This window comes from Streptococcus cristatus (genome assembly GCF_003943815.1).
Taxonomy (GTDB): domain Bacteria; phylum Bacillota; class Bacilli; order Lactobacillales; family Streptococcaceae; genus Streptococcus; species Streptococcus cristatus_F.
In genome coordinates, this window is sequence record NZ_RJNA01000005.1 from 1 (window position 1) to 19,560 (window position 19,560).

20 protein-coding genes and 2 pseudogenes are annotated in these 19,560 nt (G+C 42.8%); 7 read left to right on the forward strand and 15 right to left on the reverse strand.

The features are described 5' to 3' along the window. Both D8872_RS10995 and rpoE read right to left on the reverse strand, forming a co-directional pair. Positions 1-104, reverse strand: a pseudogene (locus tag D8872_RS10995) (sigma-70 family RNA polymerase sigma factor); the annotation flags it as partial. 188 nt (positions 105-292) lie between these two features. Then, positions 293-883, reverse strand: coding sequence for a DNA-directed RNA polymerase subunit delta (gene rpoE / locus D8872_RS04050; RefSeq protein ID WP_015604416.1), 591 nt, complete (start codon positions 881-883; stop codon positions 293-295). 258 nt (positions 884-1,141) lie between these two features. On the opposite strand from rpoE, the gene D8872_RS04055 reads away from it, so the two are divergent. Then, the gene (locus D8872_RS04055; protein WP_125390044.1) at positions 1,142-2,107 is read left to right on the forward strand and encodes an aromatic acid exporter family protein; all 966 of its coding nucleotides are present in this window, start codon (positions 1,142-1,144) and stop codon (positions 2,105-2,107) included. Positions 2,108-2,186: 79 nt separating this feature from the next. On the opposite strand, the gene kimA is transcribed toward D8872_RS04055, so the two are convergent. The 7 genes from kimA to pnp form a co-directional block, all read right to left on the reverse strand. After that, positions 2,187-4,034 carry a potassium transporter KimA gene (gene kimA, locus D8872_RS04060; RefSeq protein WP_125390045.1) on the reverse strand — a complete coding sequence of 616 codons (1,848 nt, stop codon included), beginning with the start codon at positions 4,032-4,034 and terminating at the stop codon, positions 2,187-2,189. A gap of 318 nt (positions 4,035-4,352) precedes the next feature. Further along, positions 4,353-4,784, reverse strand: a complete 432-nt coding sequence (locus D8872_RS04065; protein ID WP_005591125.1) for a DUF6892 domain-containing protein — start codon at positions 4,782-4,784, stop codon at positions 4,353-4,355. A 19-nt stretch (positions 4,785-4,803) separates the two neighbouring features. After that, positions 4,804-5,196: a Mini-ribonuclease 3 gene (locus D8872_RS04070; RefSeq protein ID WP_125390046.1), complete on the reverse strand. Its 393-nt coding sequence runs from the start codon at positions 5,194-5,196 to the stop codon at positions 4,804-4,806. Further along, the gene (cysS, locus tag D8872_RS04075; protein WP_125390047.1) at positions 5,189-6,532 is read right to left on the reverse strand and encodes a cysteine--tRNA ligase; all 1,344 of its coding nucleotides are present in this window, start codon (positions 6,530-6,532) and stop codon (positions 5,189-5,191) included. Before cysS ends, D8872_RS04070 begins: the two co-directional genes overlap by 8 nt. A gap of 22 nt (positions 6,533-6,554) precedes the next feature. After that, on the reverse strand, positions 6,555-7,223 hold the full coding sequence (locus D8872_RS04080; protein ID WP_125390048.1) for a hypothetical protein: 669 nt from the start codon (positions 7,221-7,223) through the stop codon (positions 6,555-6,557). A gap of 35 nt (positions 7,224-7,258) precedes the next feature. Then, complete coding sequence (cysE, locus tag D8872_RS04085; protein ID WP_125390049.1) at positions 7,259-7,876, reverse strand: serine O-acetyltransferase; 618 nt, start codon at positions 7,874-7,876, stop codon at positions 7,259-7,261. Positions 7,877-7,965: 89 nt separating this feature from the next. After that, positions 7,966-10,164, reverse strand: coding sequence for a polyribonucleotide nucleotidyltransferase (pnp, locus tag D8872_RS04090; protein ID WP_125390050.1), 2,199 nt, complete (start codon positions 10,162-10,164; stop codon positions 7,966-7,968). A gap of 367 nt (positions 10,165-10,531) precedes the next feature. Here pnp and pepF point away from each other — a divergent pair, with 367 nt between their 5' ends. Further along, entirely contained in the window at positions 10,532-12,328 is a 1,797-nt protein-coding gene (gene pepF / locus D8872_RS04095; RefSeq protein ID WP_125390051.1) for an oligoendopeptidase F, read from the forward strand. An 85-nt stretch (positions 12,329-12,413) separates the two neighbouring features. Here the strand turns inward: pepF and D8872_RS11000 are convergent, their stop codons facing one another. After that, a complete protein-coding gene (locus D8872_RS11000; protein ID WP_125383456.1) occupies positions 12,414-12,758 on the reverse strand; it encodes a hypothetical protein in 345 nt (114 codons plus the stop codon). Positions 12,759-12,903: 145 nt separating this feature from the next. On the opposite strand from D8872_RS11000, the pseudogene D8872_RS04105 reads away from it, so the two are divergent. Then, positions 12,904-13,107 (forward strand): annotated as a pseudogene (locus D8872_RS04105) (oligoendopeptidase F); the annotation flags it as partial. Between the two features lie 167 nt (positions 13,108-13,274). On the opposite strand, the gene D8872_RS04110 reads toward D8872_RS04105, so the two are convergent. Further along, positions 13,275-13,664, reverse strand: a complete 390-nt coding sequence (locus D8872_RS04110; RefSeq protein ID WP_000106197.1) for a nuclear transport factor 2 family protein — start codon at positions 13,662-13,664, stop codon at positions 13,275-13,277. 150 nt (positions 13,665-13,814) lie between these two features. Here D8872_RS04110 and D8872_RS04115 point away from each other — a divergent pair, with 150 nt between their 5' ends. Both D8872_RS04115 and D8872_RS04120 read left to right on the forward strand, forming a co-directional pair. Beyond that, positions 13,815-14,162 (forward strand): winged helix-turn-helix transcriptional regulator, encoded by a 348-nt coding sequence (locus D8872_RS04115; protein WP_125390052.1) that lies wholly within the window; start codon positions 13,815-13,817, stop codon positions 14,160-14,162. 145 nt (positions 14,163-14,307) lie between these two features. Beyond that, positions 14,308-14,976, forward strand: coding sequence for an MIP/aquaporin family protein (locus D8872_RS04120; RefSeq protein ID WP_125390053.1), 669 nt, complete (start codon positions 14,308-14,310; stop codon positions 14,974-14,976). 94 nt (positions 14,977-15,070) lie between these two features. Here D8872_RS04120 and trxA read toward each other — a convergent pair whose 3' ends face one another. Together trxA and D8872_RS04130 are read right to left on the reverse strand one after the other, a co-directional pair. Next, a complete protein-coding gene (trxA, locus tag D8872_RS04125; protein WP_001029581.1) occupies positions 15,071-15,385 on the reverse strand; it encodes a thioredoxin in 315 nt (104 codons plus the stop codon). 14 nt (positions 15,386-15,399) lie between these two features. Beyond that, a complete protein-coding gene (locus D8872_RS04130) occupies positions 15,400-15,621 on the reverse strand; it encodes a DUF4649 family protein (RefSeq protein ID WP_045497807.1) in 222 nt (73 codons plus the stop codon). A 226-nt stretch (positions 15,622-15,847) separates the two neighbouring features. On the opposite strand from D8872_RS04130, the gene hslO reads away from it, so the two are divergent. Continuing rightward, positions 15,848-16,720, forward strand: a complete 873-nt coding sequence (hslO, locus tag D8872_RS04135; RefSeq protein ID WP_125390054.1) for an Hsp33 family molecular chaperone HslO — start codon at positions 15,848-15,850, stop codon at positions 16,718-16,720. Then, a complete protein-coding gene (dusB, locus tag D8872_RS04140; RefSeq protein ID WP_125390055.1) occupies positions 16,707-17,684 on the forward strand; it encodes a tRNA dihydrouridine synthase DusB in 978 nt (325 codons plus the stop codon). Before hslO ends, dusB begins: the two co-directional genes overlap by 14 nt. A 57-nt stretch (positions 17,685-17,741) precedes the next feature. Here dusB and D8872_RS04145 read toward each other — a convergent pair whose 3' ends face one another. Next, on the reverse strand, positions 17,742-18,503 hold the full coding sequence (locus D8872_RS04145; RefSeq protein WP_125390056.1) for a hypothetical protein: 762 nt from the start codon (positions 18,501-18,503) through the stop codon (positions 17,742-17,744). A 233-nt stretch (positions 18,504-18,736) separates the two neighbouring features. Beyond that, complete coding sequence (locus D8872_RS04150; protein ID WP_125390057.1) at positions 18,737-19,525, reverse strand: NUDIX domain-containing protein; 789 nt, start codon at positions 19,523-19,525, stop codon at positions 18,737-18,739. Between the last annotated feature and the right edge of the window lie 35 nt (positions 19,526-19,560).

Genomic DNA, 19,560 nt, shown 5'->3' on the forward strand with positions numbered 1-19,560 from the left:
CCCTCTTGTTCCCAGTCACTACTCTCCCATAAATGTACATAATAATCCCGTGCACAGCGACGGACGATCCACTGCACTTTCTCATAGCGTTCCTTGAAGTTCATGTTATCTCCTTTTTCTTTGATAATATGATTCTACAAGAAAAAATCTTCCTTCAGGGGGCATTCCTCCATCCTGTCTATTTTATGCTCTAACTGGTTCCTAACAAAAAAATTTGAGACATCTCAGGGACTTTTTAAGACATGTTAGAACGCAAAAACAACTGCTTCAAAAAGCAGTTGTTTCTTGATTATTATTCTTCGTCTTCAACATCCTGATCATCGTCAGAATATTCATCGTCTTCTTCATTTAACTCAACTTCTTCGCCGAGATCATCTGGAGCTATTTCATTGATTTCAGCATCGTAGGCTTCAACCTCACTCTTTTCATCATCTGGATTGTCTTCATCGTATGAAAGAGCTGGATCCTCTTCATATGAGTCCTCATCTTCAGGATCATCATCGCTGTAATCAATTGCATCTTCGTCGCCGTCCATAAAGGCATTAACGCGTTTTTTCTTGCGTTTCTTAGGCTCGTCTTCCTCGTCCGTTTCTTCCAAAGCGATGATTTCTTCATCGACTTCGTCAATCGCATACCAAGAACGAAGACCCCATTTATTGTCACCAAGTGGAATGAAACTGCCATCTACATTCAGTTCTGTATAAAATAGAGGCAGCGCTTCTCGGATTTCGCTATTTGATTTTTCCAGATAATTTTGAATTTCATTGACAAGCTCATCGAAATACATTTCATGGTCACGCCCGCGCAATTCTAAGATGGCACGTGCTACCTCAATCATCGAAAGCTCACTTTTTTCTTGTCCTGCAAATACTTCTAATTCCAAAGTTATTCTCCTTAAGATTACACAGGCATTTAGCCAGGCATTTTTTCGCTACTTTCTATTGTACGATAAATTTGCCGTCTAGTCAAAAAAATTTCACCTAGACTATCCGACTTTTCAACTCCAGTCATTCTACCATAATCGTAGCATCTATGGAGCAGCACCTTTCTGCAATTTTTAAACATTGACATATTGTGCTCACATGTCTACGACTAATCATGTGATATAATAGATAAAACTTTATGAAATAGAAAGAAGCTTATGCCTCTCCTCCAACGTACCATCAAACTAGCTCTTGCAACATGTCTTGCTGCGGCTCTAGCTGCTTTTTTAGGTCTAAGCAATGCTATATCAGCCGGTATCATTGCCATCCTCAGCGTTTCCGACACCCGCAGAAGCACTATCAAACTAGCCCGCAACCGCCTCTTGTCTACTATTTTAGCACTAGCCATCGGGAGCTTAGCTTTCATCCTTTTGGGGTTTAACCTTTGGAGCTTAGGGATTTATATCCTACTCTACGTTCCCTTGGCTTATCTCTTTGGCTGGGAAATAGGCATCACCCCCAGCACAGTTTTGGTCACTCATCTGCTGCTGGCCCATTCTGTTTCTTGGTCTCTTTTGGCCAATGAAATGGCCGTTTTCCTTATCGGAACGGGATTCGCTCTCCTAGCCAATCTTTATATGGCTTCAAACCAGCAAGATATTGAGAACTATCGTATTCAAGTTGAAGAGCAACTGAAGAAAATTCTACTGCGTTTTGAATATTTCTTGAAAGCCGGCGACGGCCGAAACGATGCAACTCTAATCAAGGAACTGGATACTATCCTTCAAGAAGCCTTAGCACTAGTCTATCTGGACCATTCCAACCATCTCTTTCATCAGACCAACTACCACATTCACTATTTTGAAATGCGGCAGGCGCAGAATCGCATTTTAGAAGACATGGCAGGTAACATCAACAACTGCCAATTGGCAGCCAGTGAGAGCTTGATTTTAGCACGTCTTTTCTCCAAGACAGCCCAACAGCTCAGTCAAGAAAATCCTGCTCACGAACTAGTTGAAGAAATCGAAACCTGCTTGGCTGTCTTTCGCGAACGCCCGCTTCCTAAGACTCGGCAAGAATTTGAAACCCGCGCTACACTTCTGCAACTTTTACGAGACTTGGAGACTTTTATTAAGATCAAGGTAGAATTTTATCAAAATTACCAAAAAGTACAGACAAATTAGCTCTGTGCTATTTCCAATAAATAATAAAAGGAGTTGAAAAATCTTCAACTCCTTTTTCTCATTCAGTAAAGGCATTCGCTCATTCTTTTAAGTGATAAGAATAACTTGCAACCACGACATCCTCATACCATTTCAAATAGTATTTTAATTTTAAACTCATCTGGTTATGCAAGACATTTTGCCATCTCTTTTTAGGTATGAACTGAGGTACTAGGACTGTCACTGTTCTTCCTTCTTTTTTGGCTCGCTTGGCTACCTTAATCACATACTGAACTGTCGGACTGATGATATTGCGATAGCTAGTTGTGACTGTCTCGAAGCGAATATCTGGGAAGTAGTCAGCAAATTCCTCGGCGACTTCAGCATCTTTTTCAGCAGTTTCTGCTGTAGAAACGTGCATTGCCACGACTTCATCTCCGATACTGCGAGCATAGCTCATCGCACCAACACTGACTCTAGTAACATTCCCGACTAGGACAATTACTGTATTACCAGTGTAGTTCTGTCGCTCAATGTGGTCATGCAATCTCAACTGTTTAGCGACTCTATTATAGTGCTGCTTGATAGACAAGAACAGCCAAGTCAAGACGATGATAATAGGAAAGAAAGGCCAGATATCTTGAAGACGGAATAAAAGTAAAATAAGGACAATCCCGTAACAAATGATCGCACCAAGGATATTCGCAATCGAATGCTTCAAGAAATTATTTCCATATTTTTTCTTCCAATGGACAACCATACCGGTCTGGGAAAGAGCAAAGGGCACGAATACACCAATCGTGTACAGGGGAATCAAACGTTCTGTATTTCCCTTAAAGATAAACAAAAGTGCAATAGCTCCAAAAGCCAGGGTGAAAATGCCATTAGAATAGCTGAGCCGATCTCCTTTTTCCATGTACATATGAGGCATGTATTTATTCTTAGCCATATTGTAGGAAAGCATCGGAAAGGCTGAGAAGCCTGTATTGGCTGCCACTGCTAAGATCAAAGCAGTCGACAATTGGAAAACATAGAACAAGATACGACCAAGGGGAGAGCTTCCCAAAATCGCTTGCGCCATCTGAGCCAGGGTCGTTACACCTTTGACAGGCACGATGCCAATCCAATAATTCAAGAAGGTAATACCAGCAAACATGATACCTAGGATTAAAGCCATAATTGATAAGGTGGCTGCGGCATTGTGAGCTTTTGGTTTCTTGAAAAAAGGAACCGAATTGGAAATAGCTTCCACTCCTGTCAAGGAAGCAGAGCCGCTGGTGAAAGCACGAAGCAGCAAGATCAAACTTACTCCAGTAATCGGACTACCAATGCTCGCAGTTGCGTGATAGTCTAAATTTCCTGTCAGGATTTGCACAAAACCAAAACCAATCAACAATAAGGTGCTGACAATAAAAAGATAGACAGGAATCATCAAGGAAGTAGCCGATTCTTTTAATCCTCGGAGATTCATTAGCATCAACAAGAGAACTAGGAAAATGGAAATATGTAAATTGTAGGGATGTAAGACGGGAATTGCAGAGGTAATTGCGTCCGCTCCAGAAGCGACTGAAACGGCTACTGTCAACATGTAATCTACCAGCAAGCTTCCGCCAGCGATCAAACCTGCCGTTGGAGATAGATTTTCTGTCGTCACCATATAAGCTCCTCCTCCTTGAGGATAAGCATGAATAACCTGACGATAGGAAATCGTTAAACTCGCTAATAGAATCAATACGACAATTCCTATGGGAAGCGACCACCAAATGGCACCAACAGAAACAGACGTCAAGACTAAAACAACCTGTTCTGGTCCATAAGCAATCGAAGATAAAGCGTCGCTGGAGAGCATGGCTAAAGCTTGCATCTTAGTCAATAAATGGCCATCTTCTCCCTCTTTTCCAGATTTTAATGGGCGTCCAATAAAAAAGCCTTTTAACTTGGCAAACATAAGTTCCTCCTTTAAAACATGAGCCATTCTACTCTTTTTCAGAAAACATGTCAATACTTTTCTGAAAATAAATTTCAATCTCCTACTTTTCATCCAATTATATATTTAAAGTTTCAAACTCAATCTTCTATAAAATTTTCCAGTTTTTCTTGAGACAACATGCTTGTTTATATAGGAGCATCAAAAAACGAGCTTTATGTAAAACTCGTCTTTGATATATAAATTTCTTAAATCCTAGTGGTTGTTAGTAAAAGAATTCTATCTCAGAATAAATAAGATGACAATCAATAGAAACCATCAAAGCATTACTAGTTTATGTCACTCTTCAATCTCAATTCCTTTGGATTCGAATAAATCACGCACTTCTTTAGAAAATGGAAAAATTGTTCCGTCAATGGTTTTTAAATTCGAAAACTGCGATAGCTCCTTTTCAGTCACATTTTCCAAATCAAATTGTTCATCTTCCCCATCCCACAAGGGAATCAATTGTGCATAGATCTCATTTCCTCCATCAAAGAAGAGGCTTTCCACATTCTGCGCATACTCTTTAGGTATTTCCAACTGTTCGAAATAAGCCTGCACTTCAGGAATTGGTGCCTCATAGAAGTCTTCTGGATCTACAGATAAGTTATCAGATTCACAAAAACTGTAGACGTCAAATCGTGGCTCAAGCACGTTTTGTTCATACATCAACTCCTGAATAATAGCCAATTTAAAATTAAAATTATCAAATTGTAAGAAATCACTCATAAATTAGTTCCTTTCAAAATCAGAACAAAGCCTCTATTTTCCGAATACACCAGTCAATCAGCTCTTCCAGTCGCTCAATGGCTTCGGTCATATGCAGGTAGCCCATGACTGCCTCAAATCCGGTAGACATACGGTAGGTGACGATGTCCGTATTCTTAGCCTTGGTGTGGCTGTTGGCATTGCGGCCACGCTTGTAGATATCCTCTTCCTTCTCCGTCAGAATCCCTTCTTCTATCATGAGAGAGATGAGATTAGCCTGAGCCTTGGCAGAAACATACTTAGTCGCTTCCCTGTGCAGCTGATTGGGCTTGGTCAGACCCTGAAAAATCAGGTGCCGCCGGATATACATGGAGTAGACAGCATCCCCCTCGAAAGCGAGGGCAATGCCGTTAATCAGGTTGACATCAGTCACGTGTCCACCTCACTCCGTCCTTAGTATCCAAAAGCTTGATGCCCTGAGCGGCCAATTCATCCCGAATACGGTCTGCAGTCGCAAAGTCTCGATTAGCCCGCGCTGCCTGGCGTTCCTCAATCAAGCGCTCAATGTCCGCATCCAGGACTTCTTCTATAAAGACGATACCAAAAACTTCTAAGAGCTTGGCAAAGGCTGCCTTAACTTCAGCGGTGTAATTGCCAGAGTTGATCCACTTGGCTAACTCGAAGACAACCGTGATACCGTTAGCAGCATTGAAATCTTCGTCCATAGCAGCGGTGAACTTGTCCAGAAAACTCTGAAGCTGAGCAGAGTCTGCCTGACCAGTGAAAGGCTGCCCATAGGTATTTTTCAAATACTTGAGATTGGTTGCTGCATCATGAACAGCTTTTTCTGTGAAATTAATCGGCTTGCGGTAATGCTGGGTAGCAAAGAAGAAACGCAGCACCTGACCATCAATGGTCTTGAGAGCATCGTGAACAGTAATGAAATTGCCTAGAGATTTAGACATCTTAACATCGTCGATGTTGACAAAGCCATTGTGCATCCAGTAGTTGGCAAAAGTCTGACCAGTCTTGGCCTCTGACTGGGCGATTTCATTGGTATGGTGAGGAAACTCTAGGTCTGCCCCGCCACCGTGGATATCAATGGTATCACCTAAAATCTCCGTCGACATGACCGAGCACTCGATGTGCCAGCCCGGACGACCTGCTCCCCAAGGACTGTCCCAGGAAATCTCGCCCGGCTTAGCTGCCTTCCAGAGAGCAAAATCCACCGGATTTTCCTTACGAGCGGTCTCCTCATCTGTCCGACCAGAAGCGCCCAACTCCAAGTCTGCCAAGGTTTTGTTGGCTAATTTGGCATAATTGTGAGACTTTTCGACGCGGAAATAGACATCGCCTTCTGACTCATAGGCATAGCCCTTGTCAATCAAATCCTCTACAAAACGGATGATGTCAGCCATAAACTCCACAACACGCGGATGACGGGTCGCAGACTTGACACCCAAAGCCGTCACATCCTCACGAAAGGCAGCGATATACTTGTCAGCCACCTCTTGAGGCGTTATGCCTTCTTCCTTGGCGCGATGGATAATCTTATCATCTACATCTGTAAAATTGGAAATATAGTTGACCTCAAATCCCCGATACTCAAAATAGCGACGAACTGTGTCAAAAGCTACTGTTGAGCGGGCATTGCCGACATGGATATAGTTATAAACCGTCGGACCGCAGACGTACATGCGAACCTTGCCCTCTTCAATGGGCACAAATTCACGTAGGCTGCGGGTCATGGTGTCGTAAATTTTAATCATAATTACTCCTATATCCTACTATCTATAGAAATTTCAGCAATATATCAAAAAGTGTAGCAGCTGCACTCGCAACTTCAATAGTTCTTAAGATCGGCTCATACTTCTCTACAAAATATTTCAATTTTTGTTTATCCTGCGGAGAAGTAATGATACTGTTAATTTCGCTATCTTTGATACCATGTTGAATCAATTCTGTTTTGTAATCATTTAGCACTGAAATAATCTCATTATAATAAACACTATATCTATTATCTTGATAATTATTCCCGGCATAATTATTTTGAACAGGGGCATTATGGATTATACTTGTTGAATAGTTACTATATTCCTCTCTGGGTTTAATCGTAAAAACTATATAGAGAGGAGCGAATATTTCTTTGTGATTTCTCTTATACTCTAGGTCTATCCTATCTAAGATAACATACTCCAGTTTTGGATCAGCTTCATTTGTTCTCGGATCAATTGCAAAGACACTTCGCCCAGGAAAAAAATTATCAAGAATATAATCATACTTTCGTGGTTGATATCTTGTATACTCAAACAATAAACACAATTTCCCATCAATCACTTCTTTTCGACCTATAATATCGCTATAATCTGCCTCCATGTCCATTCTCATTTCTTTTTGTTTAGAGTAAATGTAAAAACAAATAAATAAAAATAAAGCTAAAATAATAAAAATAATATCCATTCCGACCACTTCCCTTACTTATATATAACTGTTCTCTACAACCCCGACGAATGGTGGCTGGCTTCGCGGGCATGCTCCAGCTTATCCAAATAATATTCTCGCTGTTCTTCCACCTCGTGGATGGTTGGCTCATCTTTCTGACCATGAACACGCACGATCTTAGCCGGGATTCCAACTACAGTTACATCACTAGGCACATCGGCCACAACAACTGCTCCAGCTCCAACTTTGGCATTTTCACCAATTTCAACTGGGCCAATGACTTGAGCATGAGCAGAGACCAAGGCACCCCGACGCACAGTCGGATGCCGTTTCCCTATATCCTTACCAGTTCCGCCTAAGGTCACGCCATGATACAGAAGAGCACCCTTTTCCACGATGGCCGTTTCACCGATAACCAATCCACCACCATGGTCAATGAAGACTCCAGACTCAATCTGAGCACCTGGATGAATCTCAATCTGAGTCCAAAAGCGCCAAAATTGGCTGTGCATACGTGCCAGTAGCTTAAAGCCTTTCTTCCAGAGGAAATGAGAAAGACGGTGGGCTGCCAAGGCCTTGACACCTGGATAAGTCAGGATGACTTCCAGCGAAGTACGAGCAGCCGGATCATTTTCTTTTACAATCTCAATGGCTTCTTTCCACCAGCCCATCTTCTTCTCCTTTCATTAGGTAAAATAAGGGAGTAGGCCCTACACAAAGAAACTTTGTAAGGTAATTGAGCCTGATCACTCCCTTTTCATTATTCTTCTGATTTAGCTTTAGGAGCTTCTTCATGTTTCTTATGAAAATGCCCTTTTTCCTGATGTTTATCGTGGTCTCTCTTTGGCTTGTCTGGCTTAGGTGGACGTGGCAAGAGAGCTTTCATAGACGCATCTACGCGGCCTTTTTCATCAATCTTAATGACCTTAACATCGACAAAATCACCAATTTGCACCAAGTCTTCGACATTGTTGGTTCGAGTCCAAGCCATTTCAGAAATGTGAACCAAGGCATCGGTCTTGTCAAAGAGGTTGACAAAGGCACCGAATTTCTCAATCCGAACAACCTTAGCATGGTAAACTTCATCCACTTTAGCTTCGCGGACCAAGCCAGCAATGATTTCCTTAGCACGGTTAATAGCCGCTTGATCGCTAGAGTAGATGGATACATTTCCTTCTTCGTCAATGTCAATCTTAACACCGGTCTCAGCGATGATCTTATCGATGGTTTCCCCGCCTTTTCCGATGACAATTTTAATCTTGTCCACATCAATCTTGATGGTATCAATTTTCGGAGCAGTTGGAGCCAACTCAGGACGTGGAGCTGGAATAGTCGCTTCAATCAAGTCCAAAATTTCAAAGCGAGCTTTCTTGGCTTGAGCAAGAGCTTCTGTCAGGATTTCCGCTGTAATTCCTTCAATCTTGATATCCATTTGGAGAGCTGTAATCCCTTCACGAGTACCAGCTACCTTAAAGTCCATATCGCCAAAGTGGTCTTCCAAACCTTGAATATCCGTCAGAACCGTGTAGTTGCTACCATCTGAAATCAAGCCCATGGCAATACCAGCAACCGGTGCCTTAATCGGCACACCACCGGCCATCAGAGCCAAAGTACCCGCACAGATAGAGGCTTGGGAGGATGAACCGTTTGACTCCAAGACTTCTGCTACCAGACGGATAGCGTAAGGAAACTCTTCCAAGCTAGGCAAGACTTGCTCCAAGGCACGCTCCCCAAGAGCACCGTGTCCGATTTCACGACGACCAGGAGCACCATAACGGCCTGTCTCCCCGACAGAGTATTGCGGGAAATTATAGTGGTGCATGAAACGTTTCTTGTATTCCGGATCCAAGCCATCCACAATTTGCGTTTCGCCCATTGGTGCCAGAGTCAGGACAGACAAGGCTTGGGTTTGACCGCGAGTAAAGAGACCAGAACCATGCACGCGCGGCAAATAATCCACTTCCGCATCCAGCGGACGGATTTCATCAACCTTACGGCCATCAGGACGAACCTTATCTTCGGTAATCAAACGGCGCACTTCTGCATGCTCCATTTGTTCTAAGATTTCAGCCACATCACGCATGATACGGTCGAATTCTTCGTGGTCTGCATATTTTTCTTCGTAGACTGCTGTGACTTGGTCTTTGACAGCCTGAGTTGCTGCTTCACGCGCCAGTTTTTCTTCTACCTGAACAGCCTTTTGCAAATCGCTGTTATAGGCTGCGATAATCTCTGCTTGCAACTCTTCATCAACATGCAACAATTCTACTTCTGCTTTTTCCTTGCCGACTGCTGCGACAATTTCTTCCTGGAAGGCAATCAATTCTTTGACTGCTTCGTGCCCTTTGAGAAGAGCTTCCAGCATGACATCTTCAGACAGTTCCTTGGCTCCAGACTCTACCATGTTGATAGCCTCTTTGGTACCAGCCACTGTCAGTTCCAAAAGCGAAACTTCTTTTTGTTCCTTGCTAGGGTTGATGATAAATTCACCATCTACATAGCCGACCTGAACTCCTGCGATAGGGCCATTAAAAGGAATATCTGAGATAGAAAGAGCCAGAGAGCTACCAAACATAGCAGCCATTTGAGGCGAAGCATCTTCGTCATAAGAAAGAACAGTATTGATAACCTGAACTTCATTGCGGAAACCTTCTGCAAACATAGGACGAATCGGACGGTCAATCAAGCGGGCAGTCAAAGTCGCATCTGTTGATGGACGGCCTTCACGTTTGTTAAAGCCACCAGGATATTTCCCAGCTGCATACATTTTTTCCTCATAATTGACCTGCAATGGGAAAAAGTCACCAGTAGCCATCTTTTTGGACATGGTCGCCGCAGTTAAAACGGTACTTTCTCCATATCGAACAACGGCGCTGCCATTTGCCTGCTTTGCAACCTGACCAGTTTCAACTACCAGCTCACGACCTGCAAAAATAGTTTTAAAAACTTGTTTTGTCATAAAGACTCCTTGCCGAGCACATGCTCAAATTTTTTCATACGCCTTGGCTACAAAGATCAAGATACTACGCCCTTAAGCAACCCATAGGACGTGTTCTGTTAGCACTTTGACTTTAATTTCATACTCTCAGTGGCTTATTATATCCTCATCTTTGTATCAAGCACGTACAGACCCTATTTTACCACAATTTCAGGCAAAAGAAAAAGGCTGAAAATGGCTTTTTTCTATAAAAGTACTGAAAATCTATTTTTCTTTTTTCTAAGCAGACTGCTGAAGTCATATTTCCCTAATTTTTTCCTATAAGCAAGGCATTCTGAAGGATTTTTTGCTATACTGAATATAGCTATTTAATCAAAAGGAGTAAACTATGGAACAAAAACATCGTTCTGAATTTCCAGAAAATGAACTCTGGGACCTAACGGCCCTTTACCAAGACCAAGAGGACTTCCTGCGGGCCATCGAAAAGGCCAGAGAGGACATCCAAAAATTCGTCCGTGATTACCAAGGCAAGCTTAACACTTTCGAAGATTTTGAGCGGGCATTTGCTGAGTTAGAGCAGATTTATATCCAAATCAGCCACATCGGTAACTACGGTTTTATGCCACAGACCACTGACTTTGGTAACGAGAGCTTTGCGCAGATTGCCCAAGCAGCCATGGAGTTTGAGACCGAGGCCAATGTCGCACTCAGCTTCTTTGACGACGCCCTGGTCGGTGCAGACGAAGCTGTCTTAGAGAGATTAGGCCAAGAGCCCCATCTGACTTCAGCTATCCGCCAAGCTAAAATCAAAAAAGCCCACTATCTGGGAGCAGACGTCGAAAAAGCCTTGACCAATCTGGGCGAAGTCTTTTACAGTCCACAGGATATTTACACCAAGATGCGGGCCGGCGACTTTGCCATGGCTGACTTTGAAGTAGACGGAAAAGTTTACAAAAATAGTTTTGTCACCTATGAGAATTTCTACCAAAACCATGAAAATGCAGAAATCCGCGAAAAATCTTTCCGTTCTTTCTCTGAAGGCCTTCGTCAGCACCAAAACACTGCCGCTGCTGCCTATCTGGCTCAGGTCAAGTCTGAAAAACTGCTGGCTGACATGAAAGGTTATGACTCTGTCTTTGACTACTTGCTAGCTGAGCAAGAAGTTGATCGCTCTATGTTTGACCGGCAGATTGACTTAATTATGAGTGAATTTGCCCCAGTAGCTCAGAAATACCTCAAGCATGTCGCTAAGGTCAATGGACTGGAAAAGATGACTTTTGCCGACTGGAAGCTGGACTTGGACAGCGAGCTCAATCCCGAAGTCAGCATTGAAGATGCCTACGACCTCGTCATGAAGTCAGTCGAGCCACTCGGACAAGAGTATTGTCAAGAAGTTGCCCGCTATAAGGAAGAACGCTGGGTCGACTTTGCGGCCAATGCTGGAAAGGATTCTGGCGGCTATGCTGCTGATCCTTATCGGGTTCACCCTTATGTCCTCATGAGCTGGACTGGACGTATGAGTGATGTCTATACTCTGATTCACGAGATTGGCCACTCCGGTCAGTTTATCTTCTCTGACAATCACCAAAGCTATTTCAACGCCCACATGTCCACCTACTATGTGGAAGCACCGTCTACCTTTAATGAGCTCCTGCTCAGTGATTATCTGGAGCACCAATTTGATAATCCTCGCCAGAAACGCTTTGCCCTGGCACACCGTCTGACGGATACCTACTTCCACAACTTCATCACTCACTTGCTGGAAGCTGCCTTCCAACGCAAGGTCTATACTTTGATTGAAGAAGGCGGAACCTTCGGTGCAAGCAAACTCAACGCTATCATGAAAGAAGTTTTGACAGAATTCTGGGGCGATGCCGTTGAGATTGACGACGATGCTGCCCTGACCTGGATGCGCCAAGCCCACTACTACATGGGGCTTTACAGCTATACTTACTCAGCAGGCTTAGTCATCTCTACCGCCGGTTATCTACACCTGAAAAATAACGAAAATGGTGCCCGTGACTGGCTGGAGCTGCTCAAATCTGGTGGCAGCAAGACTCCGCTTGAGTCAGCTTTGATTATCGGAGCAGATATTTCGACAGACAAACCGCTCCGCGATACCATCCAGTTCTTGTCCGACACAGTTGATCAGATTATTGCTTACAGTGAGGAGTTGGAGGAATAAAAAACAGACTGAGACAAAAATGTCTCAGTCTGTTTTTACATGATTCAATAAATCTGTTCCTAAAATGAAATTTGAAGCTAAATTTTTAAAAAAGTTTAAAGAAATATAGATAAACCAAAATATAGATTGTAAAACAGACGATAAATACGAGCCACCTCATCCAAAACTGTGACTTGCTATAATTTTTAGCACGTAGGAGGCCAATAAAGAACCAAATCAGACCCCAAAAAAACATTCCCAACAGTTGAGGAGCATAATATGAAATCAAAACCAAGCAAAAAAGGACAAAGCTTAATACAGCCATGATACTTTTTTCCGTTATTTGCGACCTAGGAATCATCCAGCCTACAAAGAAACAGAAAATCGGCACCGCAATAAACGGCGTGAAAACCATCAAAATAAAGCCAAACTGCGATAATGACTCAAGCATAAACAGCGCCCTTTCTATACCTTGTAATTTACCTTCTTCCTATTATAACCTAAAAACTATATTTTCCAACAAAAAAACTGGAATATATCATTTTTCTTAAATCGATAGAGGACTAATGAGGCAAGCTAGGGGCGTGAGAGACACCAGCTACCTACACCTGAAAAATGACGAAAATGCTGCCCGTGACTGGCTAGAACTGCTCAAATCTGGCAGCAGCAAGACTCCGCTTGAGTCAGCTATGATTATCGAAGCCGATATCTCAATGGATAAACCACTCCGTGATACCATCCAATTCTTGTCTGATACAGTTGATCAGATTATCGCCTACAGTGCTGAGTTGGGAGAGTAAATTAAAAGAGTCTGAGACAAAAGTCTAACCTTAAATATAAAAAGCGAACAAAACGAGTTATCTGACACTCAGAATACTGTCTTGTTCGCTTTTTTTCTAATCTATCGATTTTAAAAATTTATAATAAAGAATTCTAAAATCAAAATTTTTTGTTCAGGCCTCTTAAATTATCCCCAAAAGCTATCTTCTTCAGCTTGATCTGAAGAGAAGAGCCAAACTTCTTTGATTTTTCCGTCTTCAATACGGAAGAGGTCAATCCCGTTCATATTGAGTTCAGTACCATCAGCACGTGTTCCGAGAAAAGTAACATTAGCTGCGATTAAATCCTTATTGTCAGAAACCCAATTTGTTATCACCTTAAAGGTTCCATTAGTTTTCTCAGCAAATGTAGCTAGGTGAGTTCCTAGCTTGTCCTTACCAACAACTGTACCAGATATACTATGAGTACCAGGTTGATGCCAGATAATATCGTCTGCCATCGTTTCAAAGACACCAGGAAAGTCACCAGCAATTAAAGCTTGGTTATAAGCATTGAAAATTTCTAAGTTTGTTGACATATCTATTCTCCATTTCTTTTTTATGGTATAATTGTAACAGTTAAAATCAAAAAAACAAGTAGACACTTCTTCGATAGCTAGTATCAAAAGTAGTACTATTGTTGATACTAAAAGATAAATTTTTTTTAAAAAATAGAAAGAAGGTATTTTATGCCCAATAAAGTGAGTGAGTATGGTATTTGTCCATTTGCGACAACGCAAAGGGTTTTAACAGGGAAATGGGCACTGGTAATCATTTATCAGTTGAGTACGGGTACTAAACGATTTAAAGAATTGCAGAGATTATTGCCTGGGATTACTCAAACTATTTTGACACGTCATCTCCGTCAATTAGAAAAGGATAAGATTGTTCAAAGAAAGGTCTATGCTGAAGTTCCCCCACGAGTTGAGTACAGCTTAACCGAAATGGGGCGGGGATTCAGAGTTGTTTTAGATGCTGTGGAGAAATGGGGTCTGGATTATATCAAGTTGCTAAATGCTAGTGAGATAAGCGACTGATAAGCCCTATAGAGGAAATGTATTTTTTATCGAATCCCTCAATTAAAAGACAGTAAGGCAAACCAGTAAATTTCCAATCAATTTTCTTGAAACCCTTTCCTTCTTTTGATAGACTAATACATAGTTTTGAAAAAGGAGACTTATCATGAAAAAATTTGTCGCTGAATTAATCGGTACGTTCATGCTTGTGTTCATCGGAACAGGAGCCGTTGTTTTTGGAAATGGTGTTGAGGGTCTTGGTCACCTAGGAATTGCTTTAGCATTTGGCTTGGCAATCGTGGTAGCAGCTTTCTCAATCGGAACTGTTTCAGGTGCCCACTTAAACCCAGCTGTTTCAATCGCTATGTTTGTAAACAAACGTTTGTCATCTTCAGAGCTTGTAAACTACATCCTTGGACAAGTAGTTGGAGCTTTCCTTGCGTCAGGTGCGGTCTTCTTCCTCTTGGCTAACTCAGGCATGTCAACTGCTAGTCTTGGTGAAAATGCCTTGGCAAAAGGTGTAACTGTCTTTGGTGGTTTCTTGTTTGAAGTCATCGCAACTTTCTTGTTTGTTTTGGTGATCATGACCGTGACTTCAGAAAGCAAGGGAAATGGTGCGATTGCTGGTTTGGTGATTGGTTTGTCATTGACAGCTATGATCCTTGTGGGATTGAACATCACTGGACTTTCAGTGAACCCAGCTCGTAGCTTAGCGCCTGCTGTCTTGGTAGGTGGTGCCGCTCTTCAACAAGTATGGATTTTCATTCTTGCACCAATCGTAGGTGGTGTTCTTGCAGCTCTTGTTGCTAAAAACTGCCTTGGAACAGAAGAATAAGAAACAAAAAGAGCCCTGGCCTCAGTTTGAGGAACAGGGCTTTTTCTATGCAAACAAAAAAGCACTCCCTTTTCGAATGGGAAGTGCTTTGATTTTAACTTAATTCAGCAACGATGGCCTTGATTTGTTCCGCGGTGTGAACACCAGCGACTTGTTTCACCACTTGGCCGTCTTTTTTGAAGAGAAGGGTTGGGATAGACATGATTCCAAAGGCACGAGCTGTGTTTGGATTTTCATCAACGTCCATTTTAACGATTTTCAAGACATCTTCTGAAAGTTCTTCAGACAATTTGTCCAAGATTGGGCCTTGCATACGACATGGCCCACACCAAGTTGCCCAGAAATCTACCAAGACCAAACCGTCTTTTGTTTCTTGTTCAAATGTTGCATCTGTAATTGCTTTTGCCATTGTATTTCTCCTTTTTACTTATATTGGCTCAAATCCTGTTTCATCAGGAAAAAGTACACATCTCCATAAGTCCCATGGTAGTCCAAATCATGGCCATTATAAACTAACTTTTTAACTGGATGATAATCCGCCACCCCGATCAGGCAGGCTTGCTGGGATAGTTCAAACTCCTCATAAGACTCGAAAGTTATCTTCCGTTCTGACTTAGCTGCATCTAGATAAGTAATTTCAATCATATGCTCTCCTTTTTGATACCATTCGTAATTTATGATTTAATTGTAACTAAATATGTTACATTTGTCAAATCAAACGCATCCGCCACTGCTAGATCGCCTCTAAATTCTGATTAATCATCTTCTCCTTTTTGTTTGACTTGATTCTAGTACAATGTAAAGAAGAAATCTTTGACAAAACAAGCACAAAGGCTACGTTTGTTTTTATTTTTATGTTAAAATAAAAGGTATGGACAAAATTATTAAAACTATCTCAGAAAATGGTTCTTTCCGTGCTTATGTGCTGGATAGCACAGAGACGGTTCGGACCGCTCAAGAAAAACATCAAACTCAAGCAAGCTCTACCGTTGCACTTGGTCGCACACTGATTGCTAGCCAGATTTTGGCGGCTAATGAAAAGGGCCAGACCAAGATCACCGTCAAAGTTCTTGGTAGCAGCTCGCTAGGCGCAATCATCACCGTGGCAGATACCGAGGGAAATGTCAAGGGCTATGTGCAAAATCCCGGTGTGGATATTAAAAAGACAGCCACCGGCGAAGTTCTAGTTGGTCCCTTTGTCGGCTCTGGTCAATTTTTGGTTATCACGGACTACGGCACTGGCAATCCCTACAATTCTATGACACCACTCATTTCTGGTGAAATCGGCGAAGACCTGGCCTTCTATCTGACTGAAAGCCAGCAAACTCCTTCTGCCGTTGGCCTCAATGTTCTCTTGGATGAGCATGATAAAGTTAAGGTTGCTGGTGGTTTCTTGGTACAAGTTCTGCCTGGTGCCAAAGAAGCTGATATTGCTCGCTTTGAGAAGCGGATCCAAGAAATGCCTGCTATCTCAAAACTGCTGGAATCCGATGACCATATCGAAGCACTGCTGGCTGCCATCTATGGAGACGAGCCCTACAAACGCCTGTCTGAAGAGGAAATTCGCTTCCAGTGCGACTGCAGCAAAGAGCGCTTCATGAATGCCTTGGCTACCCTGCCAAAGGCTGACTTAGAAGAGATGCGTGACCAAGACCACGGAGCTGAAATCATCTGCCAATTCTGCCAGACAGCCTATCACTTTGACCAAAATGACTTGGAGGAACTGATTCGTGACAAATCTTAATACCCCTTTTATGATTGGGAATGTTGAAATTCCCAACCGTACGGTTCTGGCGCCTATGGCTGGCGTAACCAACTCTGCTTTCCGGACCATTGCCAAAGAGCTGGGAGCAGGCCTGGTCGTGATGGAAATGGTCTCTGACAAGGGCATCCAGTATAACAACGAGAAAACTCTCCATATGCTCCATATTGATGAGGGAGAAAATCCCGTTTCTATCCAGCTTTTCGGTAGCGACGAGGACAGTTTAGCCCGCGCAGCGGAATTTATCCAAGAAAACACCAAGACGGATATCGTCGATATCAACATGGGCTGCCCAGTCAACAAAATCGTCAAAAACGAAGCTGGCGCTATGTGGCTCAAGGATCCTGAGAAAATCTATAAAATCATCAACAAGGTTCAGTCCGTTCTAGATATTCCTCTGACAGTCAAGATGCGGACAGGTTGGTCCGACAGCTCACTGGCTGTAGAAAATGCTCTGGCAGCCGAAGCGGCTGGTGTTTCAGCCTTGGCCATGCACGGCCGCACCCGTGAGCAAATGTATACTGGTCATGCTGACCTTGAGACCTTGCACGATGTGGCCCAAGCTCTTACCAAGATTCCTTTCATCGCCAACGGTGATATCCGCAGCGTGCAAGAAGCCAAACAACGCATCAAAGAAGTCGGCGCTGACGCTGTCATGATTGGCCGTGCAGCTATGGGAAATCCCTACCTCTTCAACCAAATCAATCACTATTTTGAAACAGGCGAAATCCTCCCTGATTTGACTTTTGAGGACAAGATGAAGATTGCTTATGAACACCTCAAACGCTTGATTAACCTCAAAGGAGAAAACGTAGCCGTTCGTGAATTCCGCGGACTCGCTCCTCACTACCTTCGTGGGACATCTGGTGCAGCTAAACTTCGCGGTGCCATTTCGCAGGCTAGCACATTGGCAGAGATTGAGGAACTCTTGCAACTCCAACATTAAAGAAATAAAAGGAAGCATCTACAAAGATGCCTCCTTTTTTTGCAAATTTCTTTTTTCTTATTTGATCAATTGAACACTGGCTACTTTACCATCAGCGCCAGTAGTGATTTGGATGCCCAATCTAGGAGCAGATGGCTCAGCAGAACCCAGCTGAGCTGTATAGCGACCATCATCCAAAGTATAGGCATATGAAGCAACATGGTAAGTATTGACAGTTCCATTCGCTGACTTGACGCTAAATTGTCCGCCTGCTGAAACAGTCACTGTACTACCTCCTGCATCTGTCCAACTGCCAGCAGCTGCAGAGAAATCTCCATCCACCATATTCAAAACGCCTTTATAGCGAGCATTTGTTTCTGCCTGCTTGTTTTGAAGCTGACGATCAGTGGCTGGATTTTGAGCTGGTTGACTCGGTTGGGCTGGCTGAGTCGCTTGATTTGGTTTAGTTGGTTGAGTCGGCGTAGCTTGTTGACTAGGAGCTTGTTGAGATTGGCTTGGTTGAGCCTGTGTATTTTGTTGACTTTGAACTTGCTGATCCACTCCTTGTTGTGTTTGGTTTTGTGAAGGTTGAACGGATTCCACAGCTTTCTGTACTTGTTCTGCTTGCCTTACTGTTTTATTTGAAGAAGCATTGCTGCTGGCTTTTGGAGCGCTGCTAGCCTTACTAGATGAGGCAACTTTAGAGCTAGAAGAAGCTTGAACCGTCTTGCTAGAACTTGCACTAGGGTTGGTTTCTTCTTTGTGACCACAAGCCCCTAAAAGCAAGCTAGAAGCTAGAACAGTAGCAGCCATCAATTTTGTATAAGTCTTAGTTTTCATTTTCTTCTCCTTTGTAACATTCGGAAATCTTTTTGTAATATTATTGTAACACTTGCAATAAAGTATGTCAACTAGATAAATGGAATTTTTCAAAAATTTTTGAAGCAAATAGCATCCGGAACTTAGGCCTCCTCTCTTCTTCAGCAGATATGTCGCTACTTTTATATTCGTAATAAAAATAAAAAAAGCAGAACATTTTTGTCCTGCAAGTAAACTATATCATCAATTTTCTTTTAATCCGATTTTTCTGTCTTCAGTTTATAAACTTTTCTCGGTTTCTTCTTAGGCACGCGCTTGACACCGGCCTCTTCCAAGTATTCTCCAAATTTAACTAGAAAATTATTGCTGACGATAGGTCGTCTAGGCGAGATAAGATTGACCAGCTCGGTCCCTTCATAAACAGTAAACGGTGATTCCAGCAGATGGAGAAAAGTTGGATTCCAGTCAAGTCGCCCCTGAATCCGCTTGATAGATTCCAGCAGAATTTGGTAGTGGTCAAAGGCAAAGTCCTCTGCTGTCAGGATTCGCTCACCGTCTCTAAAACTCCTTGTCTTAAAGTCAACATCAAGAAAGGTGACTTCCTTGGCATCATCCCCAGCTTGTACTTGGTCTACTGCTATGGCCGGCAGATAAACCAGATGGGCAATGGTGATGACCCAACCTCGCGGATCACGTCCTGGAGTGGAAACCGTCATCAGCTGTTCCACCTTTTCCAGCGGTATCTCCAGCCCTACCTCTTCCTTTACTTCCCGAATGCAGGCCTGATAGGCATCCTCATGCTTGTCTACAAAACCTCCGACTAAAGCATATTTATTTTGATAAGGGTGAGCCTTGCGCTGGATGACCAAGAGTTTTATCTGACCTTCCACGAAACAGTAGGCTACCATATCTGCTGTTACGCTAGGTGTCTCATACTTGGGCAAATCCTGTGTCTTGTACCATGCCAAAAAGGCGGATTCATCCACCATTGTTTCATAGTACTCTTTTTCTGACATTCCCGCTGGGATATCCTGTTTGGTCATGAATTTCTCTTCCTTTCCTAAACTATATTTTCTAT